Source organism: Paenibacillus ihbetae (assembly GCF_002741055.1).
GTDB lineage: Bacteria > Bacillota > Bacilli > Paenibacillales > Paenibacillaceae > Paenibacillus_AQ > Paenibacillus_AQ ihbetae.
Genome location: NZ_CP016809.1, coordinates 3,048,527 through 3,064,873 on the forward strand (window position 1 = coordinate 3,048,527; position 16,347 = coordinate 3,064,873).

General features: G+C 52.2%; 11 protein-coding genes, 2 tRNA genes, 3 rRNA genes and 1 other RNA gene. All 17 read right to left on the reverse strand.

All coding sequences use genetic code 11. The annotated features are described in order from the left end of the window. Positions 1–110: 110 nt before the first annotated feature. Positions 111–3,037, reverse strand: a 23S ribosomal RNA gene (locus BBD41_RS13630). Between the two features lie 304 nt (positions 3,038–3,341). Continuing rightward, positions 3,342–3,417, reverse strand: a tRNA-Ala gene (locus BBD41_RS13635). Between the two features lie 95 nt (positions 3,418–3,512). Continuing rightward, a tRNA-Ile gene (locus BBD41_RS13640) sits at positions 3,513–3,589 on the reverse strand. A gap of 9 nt (positions 3,590–3,598) precedes the next feature. After that, positions 3,599–3,715: ribosomal RNA gene (gene rrf / locus BBD41_RS13645) — 5S ribosomal RNA — on the reverse strand. Between the two features lie 110 nt (positions 3,716–3,825). Next, positions 3,826–5,380 (reverse strand): 16S ribosomal RNA (locus BBD41_RS13650). Together the 16S, 23S and 5S rRNA genes with 2 tRNA genes alongside form the textbook arrangement of a ribosomal RNA operon. Before the next feature lie 367 nt (positions 5,381–5,747). Then, the gene (locus BBD41_RS13655) at positions 5,748–6,014 is read right to left on the reverse strand and encodes a pro-sigmaK processing inhibitor BofA family protein (protein WP_099477907.1); all 267 of its coding nucleotides are present in this window, start codon (positions 6,012–6,014) and stop codon (positions 5,748–5,750) included. 49 nt (positions 6,015–6,063) lie between these two features. Continuing rightward, positions 6,064–6,354, reverse strand: a complete 291-nt coding sequence (locus BBD41_RS13660; RefSeq protein WP_077571020.1) for a DUF2508 family protein — start codon at positions 6,352–6,354, stop codon at positions 6,064–6,066. A gap of 342 nt (positions 6,355–6,696) precedes the next feature. Further along, positions 6,697–7,296 (reverse strand): recombination mediator RecR, encoded by a 600-nt coding sequence (recR, locus tag BBD41_RS13665; protein WP_007133125.1) that lies wholly within the window; start codon positions 7,294–7,296, stop codon positions 6,697–6,699. 25 nt (positions 7,297–7,321) lie between these two features. Further along, positions 7,322–7,633: a YbaB/EbfC family nucleoid-associated protein gene (locus BBD41_RS13670; protein ID WP_077571022.1), complete on the reverse strand. Its 312-nt coding sequence runs from the start codon at positions 7,631–7,633 to the stop codon at positions 7,322–7,324. Between the two features lie 43 nt (positions 7,634–7,676). Next, positions 7,677–9,404, reverse strand: a complete 1,728-nt coding sequence (gene dnaX / locus BBD41_RS13675; protein ID WP_077571024.1) for a DNA polymerase III subunit gamma/tau — start codon at positions 9,402–9,404, stop codon at positions 7,677–7,679. A gap of 394 nt (positions 9,405–9,798) precedes the next feature. Next, positions 9,799–10,065, reverse strand: an RNA gene (ffs, locus tag BBD41_RS13680) — signal recognition particle sRNA large type. A 118-nt stretch (positions 10,066–10,183) separates the two neighbouring features. Beyond that, complete coding sequence (rpmE, locus tag BBD41_RS13685) at positions 10,184–10,381, reverse strand: 50S ribosomal protein L31 (protein WP_028406562.1); 198 nt, start codon at positions 10,379–10,381, stop codon at positions 10,184–10,186. 251 nt (positions 10,382–10,632) lie between these two features. Next, positions 10,633–11,910 carry a radical SAM family protein gene (locus tag BBD41_RS13690; protein WP_077571026.1) on the reverse strand — a complete coding sequence of 426 codons (1,278 nt, stop codon included), beginning with the start codon at positions 11,908–11,910 and terminating at the stop codon, positions 10,633–10,635. A gap of 35 nt (positions 11,911–11,945) precedes the next feature. Continuing rightward, complete coding sequence (rho, locus tag BBD41_RS13695) at positions 11,946–13,271, reverse strand: transcription termination factor Rho (RefSeq protein WP_077571028.1); 1,326 nt, start codon at positions 13,269–13,271, stop codon at positions 11,946–11,948. A 173-nt stretch (positions 13,272–13,444) separates the two neighbouring features. Then, the gene (locus BBD41_RS13700) at positions 13,445–14,704 is read right to left on the reverse strand and encodes a UDP-N-acetylglucosamine 1-carboxyvinyltransferase (RefSeq protein WP_099477908.1); all 1,260 of its coding nucleotides are present in this window, start codon (positions 14,702–14,704) and stop codon (positions 13,445–13,447) included. Positions 14,705–14,915: 211 nt separating this feature from the next. Continuing rightward, positions 14,916–15,770, reverse strand: coding sequence for a class II fructose-1,6-bisphosphate aldolase (fba, locus tag BBD41_RS13705; protein WP_077571032.1), 855 nt, complete (start codon positions 15,768–15,770; stop codon positions 14,916–14,918). Positions 15,771–15,938: 168 nt separating this feature from the next. Continuing rightward, on the reverse strand, positions 15,939–16,331 hold the full coding sequence (locus tag BBD41_RS13710) for a response regulator (protein ID WP_077571034.1): 393 nt from the start codon (positions 16,329–16,331) through the stop codon (positions 15,939–15,941). Positions 16,332–16,347 lie beyond the last annotated feature (16 nt).

A 16,347-nucleotide genomic window follows, 5' to 3' on the forward strand; every position in this document is an offset into this window, starting at 1 on the left:
CAGATCTTTCCGGGCCCCGCCAAAGTAATCGGAATCAGCTGCGAAGCTCTTCTTCACTTTGGTGGGTTTTTGTCTATGCTTCCGTAGCGAGCTTTCTTTCAGAAAGCTTGTAGGATAAGCCCTCGACCGATTAGTATTGGTCAGCTCCATGCATTGCTGCACTTCCACCTCCAACCTATCTACCTCGTCGTCTTCAAGGGGTCTTACATACTGGGAAATCTCATCTTGAGGGGGGCTTCACGCTTAGATGCTTTCAGCGCTTATCCCGTCCGTACGTAGCTACCCAGCCGTGCTCCTGGCGGAACAACTGGTGCACCAGCGGTACGTCCATCCCGGTCCTCTCGTACTAAGGACAGCTCCTCTCAAATTTCCTACGCCCACGACAGATAGGGACCGAACTGTCTCACGACGTTCTGAACCCAGCTCGCGTACCGCTTTAATGGGCGAACAGCCCAACCCTTGGGACCTACTTCAGCCCCAGGATGCGATGAGCCGACATCGAGGTGCCAAACCTCCCCGTCGATGTGGACTCTTGGGGGAGATAAGCCTGTTATCCCCAGGGTAGCTTTTATCCGTTGAGCGATGGCCCTTCCATGCGGTACCACCGGATCACTAAGCCCGACTTTCGTCCCTGCTCGACTTGTAGGTCTCGCAGTCAAGCTCCCTTATGCCTTTGCACTCTTCGAATGATTTCCAACCATTCTGAGGGAACCTTGGGGCGCCTCCGTTACTCTTTAGGAGGCGACCGCCCCAGTCAAACTGCCCGCCTGACACTGTCCCCGTACCGGATCACGGTACCAGGTTAGAACCTAGATACGATCAGGGTGGTATCCCAACGTCGCCTCCACACAAGCTGGCGCTCATGCTTCAAAGGCTCCCACCTATCCTGTACAGATCGTACCCAAATCCAATATCAAGCTGCAGTAAAGCTCCATGGGGTCTTTCCGTCTTGTCGCGGGTAACCTGCATCTTCACAGGTATTAAAATTTCACCGGATCTCTCGTTGAGACAGCGCCCAAGTCGTTACGCCATTCGTGCGGGTCAGAATTTACCTGACAAGGAATTTCGCTACCTTAGGACCGTTATAGTTACGGCCGCCGTTTACTGGGGCTTCGGTTCACAGCTTCGGAGTTACCTCCTAACCGCTCCCCTTAACCTTCCAGCACCGGGCAGGCGTCAGCCCGTATACTTCGCCTTGCGGCTTCGCACAGACCTGTGTTTTTGCTAAACAGTCGCTTGGGCCTTTTCACTGCGGCCCCCTCGGGCTATTCACCCTACCGAGGCACCCCTTCTCCCGAAGTTACGGGGTCATTTTGCCGAGTTCCTTAACGAGAGTTCTTCCGCGCGCCTTAGAATTCTCTTCTCGCCTACCTGTGTCGGTTTGCGGTACGGGCACCTTCACCTGACTAGAGGCTTTTCTTGGCAGTGTGAGATCATGACCTTCGCTACTGTAATTTTCACTCCCCATCACAGCCCAGCCTTACGATGTGCGGATTTGCCTACACATCAGCCTCACTGCTTGGACGGACATCCATCAGTCCGCGTCACTACCCTCCTGCGTCACCCCATCGTTCATAACGGTTTACGGTGGTACAGGAATTTCAACCTGTTGTCCTTCGACTACGCCTTTCGGCCTCGCCTTAGGTCCCGACTTACCCTGAGCGGACGAGCCTTCCTCAGGAAACCTTGGGCTTTCGGCGGATCAGATTCTCACTGATCTTTTCGTTACTCATACCGGCATTCTCACTTGTGTACTCTCCAGCGCTCCTTACGGTACACCTTCAACGCATACACAACGCTCCCCTACCCCTGATGCAAGCATCAAGCCATAGCTTCGGTGGTGTGTTTAGCCCCGTTACATTTTCGGCGCAGAGTCACTCGACCAGTGAGCTATTACGCACTCTTTAAATGGTGGCTGCTTCTAAGCCAACATCCTGGTTGTCTGTGCAACTCCACATCCTTTCCCACTTAACACACACTTGGGGACCTTAGCTGATGGTCTGGGCTGTTTCCCTTTTGACAATGGATCTTAGCACTCACTGTCTGACTCCCGGATATAAGTCTATGGCATTCGGAGTTTGACTGAGCTTGGTAACCCTTGCGGGCCCCGCACCCAATCAGTGCTCTACCTCCACGACTCTTCATTCCGAGGCTAGCCCTAAAGCTATTTCGGGGAGAACCAGCTATCTCCGAGTTCGATTGGAATTTCTCCGCTACCCCCACCTCATCCCCGCACTTTTCAACGTACGTGGGTTCGGGCCTCCAGTGCGTGTTACCGCACCTTCACCCTGGACAGGGGTAGATCACACGGTTTCGGGTCTACGTCCACATACTACATCGCCCTATTCAGACTCGCTTTCGCTGCGGCTACGGCTTCTCGCCTTAACCTTGCATGGGAACGTAACTCGCCGGTTCATTCTACAAAAGGCACGCCATCACCCATCGATCGGGCTCTGACTTCTTGTAAGCACACGGTTTCAGGTTCTATTTCACTCCCCTTCCGGGGTGCTTTTCACCTTTCCCTCACGGTACTGCTTCACTATCGGTCGCTAGGGAGTATTTAGCCTTAGCAGATGGTCCTGCTGGATTCATACGGGGTTTCACGTGCCCCGCACTACTCGGGATCCGTCTCGGAGGGTTCACATTTTCGATTACAGGGCTTTTACCTTCTATGGCCGGCCTTTCCAGACCTGTTCGTCTAATCTAAACCTTTGTAACTCCATGTGAGACGTCCCACAACCCCAGAGAGCAAACTCTCTGGTTTAGGCTGTTCCGCGTTCGCTCGCCGCTACTGACGGAATCACTCTTGTTTTCTCTTCCTCCAGGTACTTAGATGTTTCAGTTCCCTGGGTATGCCTCCTCGCATCCTATGTATTCAGATACGGGTAACTGGCTATTACACCAGCTGGGTTTCCCCATTCGGACATCCCCGGATCGAAGCTTGCTTACAGCTCCCCGAGGCAGTATCGTTGTTCGCCACGTCCTTCATCGGCTCCTAGCGCCTAGGCATCCTCCGTGTGCTCTTAGTAGCTTAACCATGTCGCTCCAGCTTCGTGCCATGTGCTCTGTTGTCCGCTTGTTTCCTGAATGGATAAAACCACTCAATGGTGAAACAAGCTTCCAAAGGATCACCTGTCACGAATCTTTCGCTCTAACGCTACTCTTTCACTTCTTGGTCAATCACTTGACACAAGTCGTTAGAGAAGGATATTTCTAAAACGCAAATTCGTTTCGTTATCTAGTTTTCAAGGATCAATGCCAGTCTTTCGACCGGAAGATTATCTTACCACAACCTCCATCGCAGTACAACCCGCAATTTATGGAAGCGTTAAGAATAAATATGGTGGAGCCAAGGGGGATCGAACCCCTGACCTCCTGCGTGCAAGGCAGGCGCTCTCCCAGCTGAGCTATAGCCCCATAATTCACCTCAAAAAAGTGAAGTATGGCTTCGAGGTTTGATCCGATTACTTCTCGGGGACCCCGATACTTACCTTATGAAGTTAATATTTATATGGTGGGCCCTAGTGGACTCGAACCACCGACCTCACCCTTATCAGGGGTGCGCTCTAACCAGCTGAGCTAAGGGCCCATATCATACGCTTGGCAACGTCCTACTCTCCCGGGACCCTTCGGTCCAAGTACCATTGGCGCTGGAAGGCTTAACGGTCGTGTTCGGTATGGGAACGCGTGGAACCCTTCCGCCATCATCACCAAACGTATGTATGAAAGGATTGACCTCTCAAAACTGAGCAACGAGTGAGTAACTAGCCGACCTGGCTAGATTCATATTTGAATGTCTTCGTTGCAGAAGACGATTCTCCATAGAAAGGAGGTGATCCAGCCGCACCTTCCGATACGGCTACCTTGTTACGACTTCACCCCAATCATCTACCCCACCTTCGGCGGCTGGCTCCCGTAAGGGTTACCCCACCGACTTCGGGTGTTGTAAACTCTCGTGGTGTGACGGGCGGTGTGTACAAGACCCGGGAACGTATTCACCGCGGCATGCTGATCCGCGATTACTAGCAATTCCGACTTCATGCAGGCGAGTTGCAGCCTGCAATCCGAACTGAGACTGGCTTTTTAGGATTGGCTCCAGATCGCTCCTTCGCTTCCCGTTGTACCAGCCATTGTAGTACGTGTGTAGCCCAAGTCATAAGGGGCATGATGATTTGACGTCATCCCCACCTTCCTCCGGTTTGTCACCGGCAGTCACCTTAGAGTGCCCACCTTAAGTGCTGGCAACTAAGATCAAGGGTTGCGCTCGTTGCGGGACTTAACCCAACATCTCACGACACGAGCTGACGACAACCATGCACCACCTGTCTCCTCTGTCCCGAAGGCCGCCTCTATCTCTAGAGGATTCAGAGGGATGTCAAGACTTGGTAAGGTTCTTCGCGTTGCTTCGAATTAAACCACATACTCCACTGCTTGTGCGGGTCCCCGTCAATTCCTTTGAGTTTCAGTCTTGCGACCGTACTCCCCAGGCGGAATGCTTAATGTGTTAACTTCGGCACCAAGGGTATCGAAACCCCTAACACCTAGCATTCATCGTTTACGGCGTGGACTACCAGGGTATCTAATCCTGTTCGCTCCCCACGCTTTCGCGCCTCAGCGTCAGTTACAGCCCAGAGAGTCGCCTTCGCCACTGGTGTTCCTCCACATATCTACGCATTTCACCGCTACACGTGGAATTCCACTCTCCTCTTCTGCACTCAAGTTCCCCAGTTTCCAGTGCGTCCCGAAGTTGAGCCTCGGGTTTAAACACCAGACTTAAAGAACCGCCTGCGCGCGCTTTACGCCCAATAATTCCGGACAACGCTTGCCCCCTACGTATTACCGCGGCTGCTGGCACGTAGTTAGCCGGGGCTTTCTTCTCAGGTACCGTCACTCTCATAGCAGTTACTCTATGAGACGTTCTTCCCTGGCAACAGAGCTTTACGATCCGAAAACCTTCATCACTCACGCGGCGTTGCTCCGTCAGGCTTTCGCCCATTGCGGAAGATTCCCTACTGCTGCCTCCCGTAGGAGTCTGGGCCGTGTCTCAGTCCCAGTGTGGCCGTTCACCCTCTCAGGTCGGCTACGCATCGTCGCCTTGGTAAGCCGTTACCCCACCAACTAGCTAATGCGCCGCAGGCCCATCCTCAAGTGACAGATTGCTCCGCCTTTCATAACTCCGCCATGCAGCGGATTTAATTATCCGGTATTAGCTACCGTTTCCGGTAGTTATCCCAGTCTTGAGGGCAGGTTGCCTACGTGTTACTCACCCGTCCGCCGCTAAGCAAATGGTTTCCCGAAGGAAACCGTTGCTCCGCTCGACTTGCATGTATTAGGCACGCCGCCAGCGTTCGTCCTGAGCCAGGATCAAACTCTCCAATAAAGATCATCCTTTCGGATGATTGATTCAAAGAGCGATTAAGCTCATTTAGAAAAACTGACGAGAATTTGTTCAATTCTCTATTACGCTTCACCATCCGACAAACCTAAGCTTGTCCAATGATGTTGCGATGGATTTTACAAGTAAAATCCTACTCACTCGTTGTTCAGTTTTCAAAGATCAATCTGTGTTTCTTATCGTCATCCGCATCTCAGCGGCGACTTTTATAATATATCATACTAGCTTGCTATTGGTCAAGACTTTTTTTGAATTATTTTTATAACCAATCGTTGTCTTGCCATCCACCCTGCTAGCAACCCGAATCAAATGGGCGAACATTAATGTATCATAGATTCCCGCACCGCGTCAACTACCCAAATATCGTTAATTTCAACCCGATCAGCAGAGCAACTCCCGGCAGCCCCAATATCGCAACCGTTCCAATGGTCATCGGATTCAGCGGTATATAGACTTCCGTAAAGACGCCTGAGAAATTCACAACGTAGATCCCTAGTGCAGACAAGGCCAGATGCGCACCGAATACCGTCATCCAACCAAAACCAAGCTTTCTCCGAAATATGATATAAACGAGCAGCAGTAATGATATGCACAGCACAGCTAAAACTATGAGCTTCATCTCATCCGTACTCCTTTCCTCTTAATTGATGCTCCGGGGTCCGCCCCCCTTACCCATTCCCCCGCTGTTGTTCAAGCTTCTGCATAAATACTGAGTTCAGATTCAACTGCTTGGCCTGTTTTAAATTCATCTGATACTTCCGTTCTGCCGCTTCCAGCATATAGATGGCGTAATCGATCTGATCCTGTCCTGTCGCCTCCTGGAACATCATATGTGCCCGCTCCCATTCCACCTGGGACTTGCGGACGTCCATATACACATGCCACATCCGCTCCTGCTCCTCAGCCGTTATATATACTTCCTGTTCCTCTTTCTTCGCTGGTCTCCACCATACTCTCATCCAGCTCACCCCTTCGTTATTGGTCATAGCTTCATCAGACCGTCTGTAACATTCATATAAAGGGAAGGACAAACTTAGAACATAAACCTGCGAGTTCCCGAACAAGCCATCTTCTGCAGCCAGCCGTAATTAAGCCATAAAAAAGCGGGTATCCGGTTTAAACCGGATACCCGCCTGTATTAAAATCGCAACCAACCAACCGGAGAGGCCCTTTAGGCACCCCTCCCGTTCATTTGGCATGTGTAACTAACGCTCTGCAGCTTCCGCCTATTCAAGGCTAAATTGCACCATGACATTTTGGATGAGCCTGCAGACCGACAGCCATAATAATGACGTATGAGATCAATTCAACTCGCGCCGTCCCTCAAGCGCCTTGGATAACGTCACTTCATCCGCATACTCCAAGTCACCGCCGACAGGCAGCCCGTGCGCGATCCGGGTTACTTTAATATCAAAAGGACGAACCAGTCGCGATATGTACATCGCCGTGGCTTCCCCCTCGATATTCGGGTTCGTCGCCAGGATCAGCTCCTTCACCCTTTCATCGCTAAGACGGGTGAGAAGTTCCTTCAAGCGGATTTCATCCGGCCCGATCCCCTCCATCGGGGATATCGCTCCATGCAGCACATGGTAGTAACCGTCAAACTCCTTCGTGCGCTCCATAGCCACCAGATCCTTGGCATCCTGCACGACGCAAATCACGGATGCGTCCCTCGTCTTGTCCTGGCATACCCGGCACGGATCCGTATCCGTAATGTTGCAGCATACCGAGCAGTAATGCAAATTCCGCTTGACGCTCACCAGCGCTTTGGCAAAATCAATGACATCGTCTTCCTTCATATTCAAAACGTGAAAAGCCAGGCGGGCAGCCGTCTTCGGCCCCACACCCGGCAGTCGCGTAAAGGCGTCGATGAGCTTCGCGATCGGTTCGGGATAGTACAAATGTAACTACTCCTTCTAGGTTAGATTAGAACAAGCCCGGGATTTTCATGCCGCCGGTGAATTTGCCCATGTCAGCATTGGCCAGCTCTTCCGCTTTCGTCAGCGCATCGTTCACCGCAGTCAGCACCAAGTCTTGAAGCATTTCAACATCATCGGGATCAACGGCCTCCGGCTTGATGTTAATGGACAAAATCTGCTTGTGTCCGTTAGCCTCTACGGTAACAACGCCGCCGCCGGAAGTGCCTTCCACTTTTTTCGTTGCGAGTTCTTCCTGCGCCTTCAGCATTTGCTCCTGCATTTTCTTAACCTGCTTCATCATTTGGTTCATATTATTCATGAGTCATCTCTCCTTCATATAGGGTGCACGCCGATTAAGCGCGCTAGTCTTTTATGACAACGAGGTCTTCACCAAAAAGCTGGATCGCCTCATCAATCCAAGGTTTTTCTCCGTTCTCCCCGGCCTCTTCATGCTCCAGCTTCAGTTCTTCGGCCTGAGGCTTTCCTACGCCCTCCACCGCTTCGCTCCAGTCCCGGAGCATCATCGTAACGAGCCTGTACGGCTTGCCTAAGCATGACTCCAGCACGCCCTCGATCACTTGCTTGTTAGCCGGCTTCTCGGTCGTTTCGCGGTGAATGTTGTTTTTAAATCCAACAAGCACGTTGTCTTCCCATACGGAAACGGGCTCCCCGTCCATCAGCCAAGCATGGACCGTGACCTTCGTTTCCTTCACGTTCTGCAAAATCTGCGGCCACTGCCGCTGCACGGCTGTAAAAGCCTCGCTGCTTCGGGAAGCGACATACTGATCCATATGCTGGGGTATTTTTGCGGTGGACGCCACCTTCGGCGCTGGCGTTCTTGCCGGCTTGGCAGCTTCGCGTCCGGCAGCAGCAGGCACGCCGTTCTGCATCACGCGCTCCAGCTTTTTCTCGAGCGCGGCAACCTGCTGCTTCAGCTTGGCCACCTCACCCGCATCGGCAGCACTGCCGGCGTGAGCGAAGCCCTGAGCCGAAGCCCCTGCCGATTGAGCGATGCCCGATAGCTTCAACAGGGCGACTTCAAACAGTGTTTGCGGCTGCGAAGCGTACTTCATCTCCCCCTGATAGCGGTTCAGCGTATCGATCATCTGAAACAGCTCTTCCCGGCTAAAGGCTTGTGCCATCTCTTGAAACTCCGCCGGATTCAGCACACGGTCCGTCAGCTTGTCGGCATCCGGAACCATCTTGATCATCAGCAGGTCGCGGAAGTAGTACAGAAGGTTCTCCATGCACTTGTCAGCGCTCTTCCCTTCCTGCATGAATTGCTCCACGATCTGCAGCACGAGTCCCGCATCGCCCTGCTTCAGGGCTGCAGCCAATCGGCCGAACTGCTCGGAGGCGATGCCGCCTGTCATGTCCAGCACCTGCTGATAGGATACCGTGCCGCCGGTAAAGGAAGCGATCTGGTCCAGGATGCTCAGCGCATCGCGCATCCCGCCATCGGAAAGTCTGGCAATATACGCGAGCGCCTCGGGCTCTGCCGTAATCCCTTCTTCCGTGCAGATACGCTCCAGGCGGCCCGTCTGCTCCTCGAGCGAAACTCTTCGGAAATCAAACCGCTGACAGCGCGAAATAATGGTGGCAGGGAGCCGATGCGGCTCCGTGGTGGCAAGTATAAACATCACATGTGCCGGCGGCTCCTCGAGCGTCTTCAAGAGCGCATTGAACGCTTCTGTTGTCAGCATGTGTACTTCGTCGATAATATAAACCTTGCGCCGAACCTCGGTCGGTGCATACTTGACCTTCTCCCGCAAATCCCGGATTTCTTCAACGCCGCGGTTGGAAGCCGCGTCGATCTCTTGAACATCCATAACAGCTCCTGCCGTTATTCGCCGGCAGGCTTCACAGGTATTGCAGGGTTCCTCAGCCGGACCATGCTCACAGTTCACGGCTTTGGCCAAAATTTTAGCGGCACTGGTCTTGCCTGTGCCCCGCGGACCGCTGAACAGGTAGGCATGGGACACCCGCTGCTCGCGAATAGCATTCTGCAGGGTTTGGATAATATGCTGCTGGCCTACCATGTCGCTGAACGACTGCGGCCGCCATGCACGATATAGCGCGATATGTTCCACTGTGCTTTACCCTCTTTCAACTTCCACTTCACGTTGCTTTTCAGAACGGACGGATCCATTCTTCCGGATCCTCCCGTACCGAAAACATACGCGCTTCGTTGTTCGCTACTTCGAATTCATCATACCAACGCATTAACAGCCATCGGCTGACGGATATTATTATACTACATTCTATACTACTTTCCCCTGCCTTAGCAAAACGTTTAATTGGAAATCTTTATCCAAATTAATCGACACGGATCGACGCACGGAACATGATGTAAAATTCCACGCCCTACCTGAAAAAAACACCGCTTCTTTAACCGGGTGACCTTAAAGAGCTTTAACGTCCATTCACCCAATAACCAAAAACACCCTTGCCTAAGGCAAGGGTGTTAGTAGGTGCTATGTAAAACCGTGCACCTGTTATTGATAATTGCGATCCGAGCGGCAATCCTGAACAGCAACTCGGGCTAGGCACTCCTCCGGCACAAGAGCGGGCTTGCTTATGGCTGCTTCCTTCCGGACCTGACCAGGTTCACAAGTGCTCATTGCGGAGGACCCAACCGTCAACATTGTGCGCAGGGACCAGCCTCACATCGACAATACCTCTAACAGGAATTCAACCTCGCTACAGCGGATTGCGAGTTACAGGGCACCGCTACCTCCCCATCTAGCACGGCGAACTTTAGTATAGCGCATGGGCATCAAAAATGCAACCGACGGAAGAAGTTGTTAACTGCCGCCCTGCCCCGAAAAAACAAAAACCCTTCGGCCAGTAAAGGCGAAGGGCTTGTTTATTAGATACCGTATTTCTTTTTGAATCTATCAACACGACCGCCAGCATCCAGGAATTTCTGCTTACCTGTGAAGAACGGGTGACAGTTAGAGCAAATCTCGACACGAAGATCCGGCTTTACAGAACCTGTCTCGAACGTGTTGCCGCATGCGCAGGTTACTGTAGTAACGTGATATTTCGGTTGAATCTCTTGTTTCATTATACCTTTCACCTCTTTCCGCCCTGAGCCTCATGCGGACCCAGAGTTATATGGACACATAAAATCAGTATATCACGGCATTTTTCATTGCGCAATAGCCCGCACATAAATCTTCAGCCAAGCCCTAAACTGGTTGCAGACCCTGATTTTAGGGGTTCTATTCTTCTTGCTAAAGCATCGTTTACCGGCTTGACTTCCCCTTTCGCGGGCTAAGAACAAGACAGACCCATCCCGTCGATGGTTTACGTTATTTAACGCATTAAAGGCTTTTTCTTAGGCCGCGCCTGACCGGCAGGCGGAACATGCGTATACGAACCGATCACAACATCAGGCAGCTCGGCCTGCATAATTTCGATGGCTTGCTTCATGCCAAGAATCTCTCCCTTTGCCGGCGGGATCAGCTCAAGATAGCTCTCCGGATCAATGTTCAGATTCCGGAGCTGAATGAGACGAAGCCCAGTACGGCGGGCGAACTCGATCATCGCTTCAAGCTCTTCCTCGCGATCGGTTACGCCGGGGAAAATCAAGTAGTTGATCGACGTATACACGCCTTGATCGGATGCGTAGCGCAGAGATTTCTCCACATTGGCCAATGTGTAGGCCCGCGGCTTGTAGTATGCGTTATAGTGATCGTCCAGCGCACTGATCGTGCTTACCCGCATAAGATCAAGCCCTGCATCGACAATACCGCGGATAAAGTCGGTCAGACCCGCATTTGTATTGATATTGATATAACCCATGTCGGTCCGGGAACGGACTTCTCTCATTGCCTCGATAATGATCTTGGCCTGCGTGGAAGGCTCACCTTCACAGCCTTGGCCGAAGCTGATAATTGAATCCGGCGTCTTGAGATGCTCCATCATAACCTGCACCAGCTCATCCACCCGTGGACGGAAGTTCATCCGCGTCTGAGGTGCAACGAAGCCGCTGTCATCGGGTTGTTCCGATATGCAGCCGAAACAGCCCGCATTGCAGGAGTAGGACACCGGCACAGCGCCTTCCCAGCGATTCAGGAAGGTGTTGGAGGCGGTAAGGCATTCATACCCCAGCGCACAATTCGAGAGATGCTCGTACAACCGGTTATCAGGATACTTCTCGGTCAGCCGCTTCACGCCAAGCTCGAGCTCATTCAGATCGCAGTTAACCGGATTCCATTTCTCCGGATCATCGGACAGCCGGGCCGTTGTATAGAAGGCCCCGTCTTTCCACACGACGGCGGAATATCCAAAGAGCGGGAGCTTGTATTCTTTGTCCGTCTTTACATACCCGGGCAGGCACAGGCGGGTAAAGCCCTGCGGGAGCAATGCCCCTACCGCCGTATAGCCCTCCTCCAGCGGCAGCATCTCACCACTCTCGGGGTCCATTCCGATGGCACGGGTGTTCGGCAGTCCGACCAGCGTTGCGCCTTCCGGCAGCGGAATTAATTCATCCTCCAATATTTCAACGATCATATCTGCGCTGCGGGCTAACCCGAACAGCTCGGGATGATCATAGACGTTTCCTTGTTCATCTGCGTAAACCAAATACATGTTGATCTCCTATTCTCCGGCTTTCGTTCTCGGGATTAGCTTTGAGGGGCAGCCGTCTGCGATGCACGGGACGGACGTCTGGGCGGATTGCCCGAGCTGCCCGATCCGCTGCTGTTCGCGCTGACATCAAATGCTGCCAAAAACTCCGCGTTGTTCTTGCTGTCACGCATTTTTTTCAAGAAGCCCTCCACGAAATCGGCCGAATCGTTCATGTTCTTACGAATAGCCCAGATCGTATCCAGCTCCTCCTTGTTCAAGAGCACCTCTTCACGCCGTGTACCCGAGCGGCGAATGTCGATCGCCGGGAAAATGCGGCGCTCCGCGAAGCGGCGGTCCAAGTGAAGCTCCATGTTTCCTGTGCCCTTGAATTCCTCGTAAATGATATCATCCATCCGCGAGCCGGTATCGACCAGCGCGGTTGCCAGAATCGTCAGGCTTCCGCCTTCCTCCACGTTGCGTGCCGAACCGAAGAAACGCTTCGGACGATGGAACGCTGCAGGATCAATACCGCCGCTAAGCGTTCTGCCCGATGGCGGGATAACCAGGTTGTAGGCACGGGCAAGACGGGTGATGCTGTCAAGCAGGATCACGACATCCTTCTTATGCTCCACCAAGCGCAAGGCACGCTCAAGTACCAGTTCAGCCACTTTAATATGGTTCTCCGGCAGCTCGTCGAACGTGGAAGCAACCACCTCTCCCTTGACTGAGCGCTGCATGTCCGTTACTTCCTCCGGTCGTTCGTCGATAAGCAAAACAAACAGTTCGATATCTGGATAATTGGTTGAGATGCTGTTGGCGATTTCTTTTAAGAGGAGCGTCTTCCCTGCTTTGGGCGGTGCCACAATCAAACCGCGTTGTCCTAGACCTACCGGTGCGAGCAAATCCATGATTCGGGTGGACAACTGATTAGGGGATGTTTCGAGAACAAGCTTTTCTTGCGGGTATAGAGGAGTCAAGGCTGGAAAGTGCAGTCGTTCTGCCGCTACTGCAGGATTTTCGCCGTTGACGGCATTCACCTGAAGCAGACCGAAGTATCGTTCATTCTCTTTTGGCGCCCGGCACTTGCCTGATACGAGGTCACCGGTACGCAGGTCGAATTTGCGGATCTGGGATGCCGAAATATAAATATCTTCCGTGCTCGGCAAGTAATTGATCGGTCTGAGAAACCCGTAGCCCTCCGGCAAGATTTCAAGCACGCCCTCCATGAACATTAAACCGCTCTGTTCAGCCTGGGCCCGAAGAATGGCAAAAATCAATTCCTTCTTCTTCAACTGCCCGTAGTACGGAATCTGGTATTTCTTGGCCAGCTTATACAGATCCGTCAGCTTCATGCCTTCCAAATCGGATATTTGTAAATCCATTTAATAACCACCTATTCAATTTTTTCGTGTCATTCGCATTCCAAGCATTCCATATGATTGTAAAAAAAGTCTATCATTCTATGAGTTACTTAACACTTTACTAGATAAGCATTACCCAAATTAGAGGGAGATATGCAGTAAAGACGGCATATTTCCCTCATCCTGGGTGAAAATTATTCTTCCTCGGTCTCACGCCATACGTCCGCTCCAAGCATGCGGAGGTTCTCTACCAGGTGGTCGTAGCCGCGGTCAATAAATTCTACGCCGCTGACCTCGGTTACGCCCTCCGGAACCGTAAGCCCGGCAATGACCAAAGCCGCGCCGGCGCGCAGGTCCGTCGCCTTGACCTTCGCTGCATTCAGCGGGCCTCCTTCGATAATCGCGGAGCGTCCCTCCACGCGAATCTTGGCGCCCATCCGAATCAGTTCCGGCACATGCTTGAACCGGTTGCTATATACAAAATCGCTGAGAACGCTGACTCCCTCGGCTTGCGTAAGCAGACTGGTCATCGGCGATTGCAGATCTGTTGCGAATCCGGGATAAATAAGGGCCTTAACATCCACGTGATTGTACCGGTCTTTGCCGATTACGCGAATGCTCTCATCCAGCTCCTCGATGCCGACGCCCATCTCGATCAGCTTCGCTGTTAACGCCTCCAGATGCTTCGGAATGACGTTGTCGATGAGAACATCGCCGCGCGTGGCGGCAGCGGCAATCATATAGGTGCCGGCTTGAATCCGATCCGGGATGATCGAGTGACGGCAGCCGTGCATTTCCGTAACGCCTTCAATACGGATGGTCTCCGTTCCGGCGCCCTTAATGACGGCTCCCATTGAGTTTAGAAGGGTTGCAACATCTATGATTTCAGGCTCTTTGGCCGCATTTTCGATAATTGTGGAGCCTTTGGCTTTGGCAGCCGCCAGCATGATATTGATCGTCGCGCCGACACTGCTTACATCCAGGTAGATTTTCGCGCCCCGCAGCTCCTTGGCATGCAGGTGAATGGAACCATGCTCATTCGTCACGGTGGCCCCAAGCGCTTCAAATCCCTTGATGTGCTGGTCGATCGGACGAGGTTCAAAGTTACAGCCGCCCGGCAGGCCGATTACGGCTTCTTTAAATCTTCCAAGCATAGCACCCATCATATAATAGGAGGCGCGCAGTTTCTTCACGGGTCCGTTGGGCATCGGAATAGACTTGATATCAGAAGGGTCGATTCTCATCTGATTGCCTTCCCATGATACCTCTCCGCCGATATCTCTCAGCATTTCGGCGTACACCGCCACGTCGCTGAGCAGCGGCAAGTTATCGAGTATGACTTCTGAATCCGCCAGGATTGCGGCGGGAATTAACGCAATAGCACTGTTCTTGGCACCGCTGATGGTGACTGTGCCTCGCAGTGGGCGTCCACCGCTGATCATCAATTTTTCCATAAGCTTTCGGGTCCCCCTACATCACTTCGCAGCCGGAAATGGTTCTGATGGCAGTCGTTCGTAAGTAAATGAAAAGGAAAGTGCACCGAAAGAAAACCGGTGCCTTTCCAATTCAAGGTGCAGCATAAGACAGCCTAAACATATATTAGATGATTCCAAGTCTCCTGTTATGGCCGCCAAGGGCAGCAAGGGATTTGGAATGGTAAGAAATTTACGCTTTGTTGTTGGAGCCGAACTCGCGGATTTTGCCGACAACCGTTTCTTTGATCGCTTCACGGCCTGGCTTCAGGAACGTACGAGGATCGTAAGCTTCCGGTTTAGCGGCAAGCACTTCGCGAACCACTTTCGTGAACGAAATTTGGTTCTCGGTGTTGACGTTGATTTTGGAAGTGCCGAGCGAGATCGCTTTTTTGATATCATGCGTCGGGATGCCGGTACCGCCATGAAGAACGAGCGGAAGCTTCACGGCATTGCGAATTTCCTCCATCTCTTTGAAACCGAGGTTTGGCTCGCCTTTGTACGGTCCGTGTACGGATCCAAGCGCAGGTGCCAGCGTGTCGATGCCCGTCTCGTTCACGATGCGCACGCAGTCGTCAAGCTTCGCGTACATAACATCGCCGATCACGTCATCTTCTTGGCCGCCTACCATGCCCACTTCTGCCTCAACGGATACTCCCTTGGCATGAGCATACTCGACAACTTGCTTCGTTGTTGCAATATTTGTGTCGATCGGGCTGTGGGAATCATCGATCATGACCGAAGTGAAGCCCGCATCAATCGCTTCTTTACATTTCTCGACGCTGGATCCATGGTCCAAATGAATCGCTACAGGAACCGTGATTTTCAGGTCTTCCATCAGACCTTTAACCATGTGCACAACGGTGCTGAAGCCGCCCATGTAACGTGCTGCGCCTTCAGAAACACCGAGAATAACCGGGGATTTCTCTTGCTCAGCCGCTTCCAGAATCGCGTAAGTCCACTCAAGGTTGTTGATGTTATACTGACCAACAGCATACTTGCCTTCCAGCGCTTTGTTCAGCATATCTGTCATTGATACTAATGGCATGGTTTCATCCTCCTAAAGATGCTTAGTTTGTCTATGGTTTATAGCCGACATAACATACGCATTTATTATACCACATCGCGTCGTAAATACTAAACAAGCATTTCCCGAATCCCCTGCATCACATATTGGCAAAAAAAAGAACTCCGCCATTGAAGCAGAATTCATAGCTCATCCTATCTTATTCGCGGCGCCCTTCAGCTGCATATTGACGGCCTGCCGCATCTCGTCGATATCAAAGGGCTTCGTAAAGTGCATCAGCGCGCCGAGATCCGTCGCTTCCTTAATCATATCCAGCTCGCCGTAGGCCGTCATCATGATGACCTTGATATCCGGATTCATCTGTTTAATATGCTTTAGAATCTCAAGCCCGTCCATCCCCGGAATTTTCATATCGAGCAGTACCAAATCCGGTTCATGCAGCTTCACGATCTCCAAAGCCGCCTTGCCGTTGGCTGCCTGGAACGTTTCATATCCCTCGCTGCTGAACACTTCCACTAGCAGAATCCGAATTCCGTTCTGGTCATCCACGATCAACACTTTGTGTTTGCTTGGTTCGTTCATTCTTCAAAGCCTCCCG

Excerpts from the sequence above, each read along its gene's own strand:
- BBD41_RS13710 (WP_077571034.1), bottom strand. The coding sequence starts at position 16,331 with ATGAACGAACCAAGCAAACACAAAGTGTTGATCGTGGATGACCAGAAC.
- BBD41_RS13655 (WP_099477907.1), bottom strand. The coding sequence starts at position 6,014 with ATGAAGCTCATAGTTTTAGCTGTGCTGTGCATATCATTACTGCTGCTC.
- BBD41_RS13700 (WP_099477908.1), bottom strand. The coding sequence starts at position 14,704 with ATGGAAAAATTGATGATCAGCGGTGGACGCCCACTGCGAGGCACAGTC.
- rpmE (WP_028406562.1), bottom strand. The coding sequence starts at position 10,381 with ATGAAACAAGAGATTCAACCGAAATATCACGTTACTACAGTAACCTGC.
- BBD41_RS13660 (WP_077571020.1), bottom strand. The coding sequence starts at position 6,354 with ATGAGAGTATGGTGGAGACCAGCGAAGAAAGAGGAACAGGAAGTATAT.
- BBD41_RS13690 (WP_077571026.1), bottom strand. The coding sequence starts at position 11,910 with ATGTATTTGGTTTACGCAGATGAACAAGGAAACGTCTATGATCATCCC.
- BBD41_RS13670 (WP_077571022.1), bottom strand. The coding sequence starts at position 7,633 with ATGAATAATATGAACCAAATGATGAAGCAGGTTAAGAAAATGCAGGAG.
- rho (WP_077571028.1), bottom strand. The coding sequence starts at position 13,271 with ATGGATTTACAAATATCCGATTTGGAAGGCATGAAGCTGACGGATCTG.
- fba (WP_077571032.1), bottom strand. The coding sequence starts at position 15,770 with ATGCCATTAGTATCAATGACAGATATGCTGAACAAAGCGCTGGAAGGC.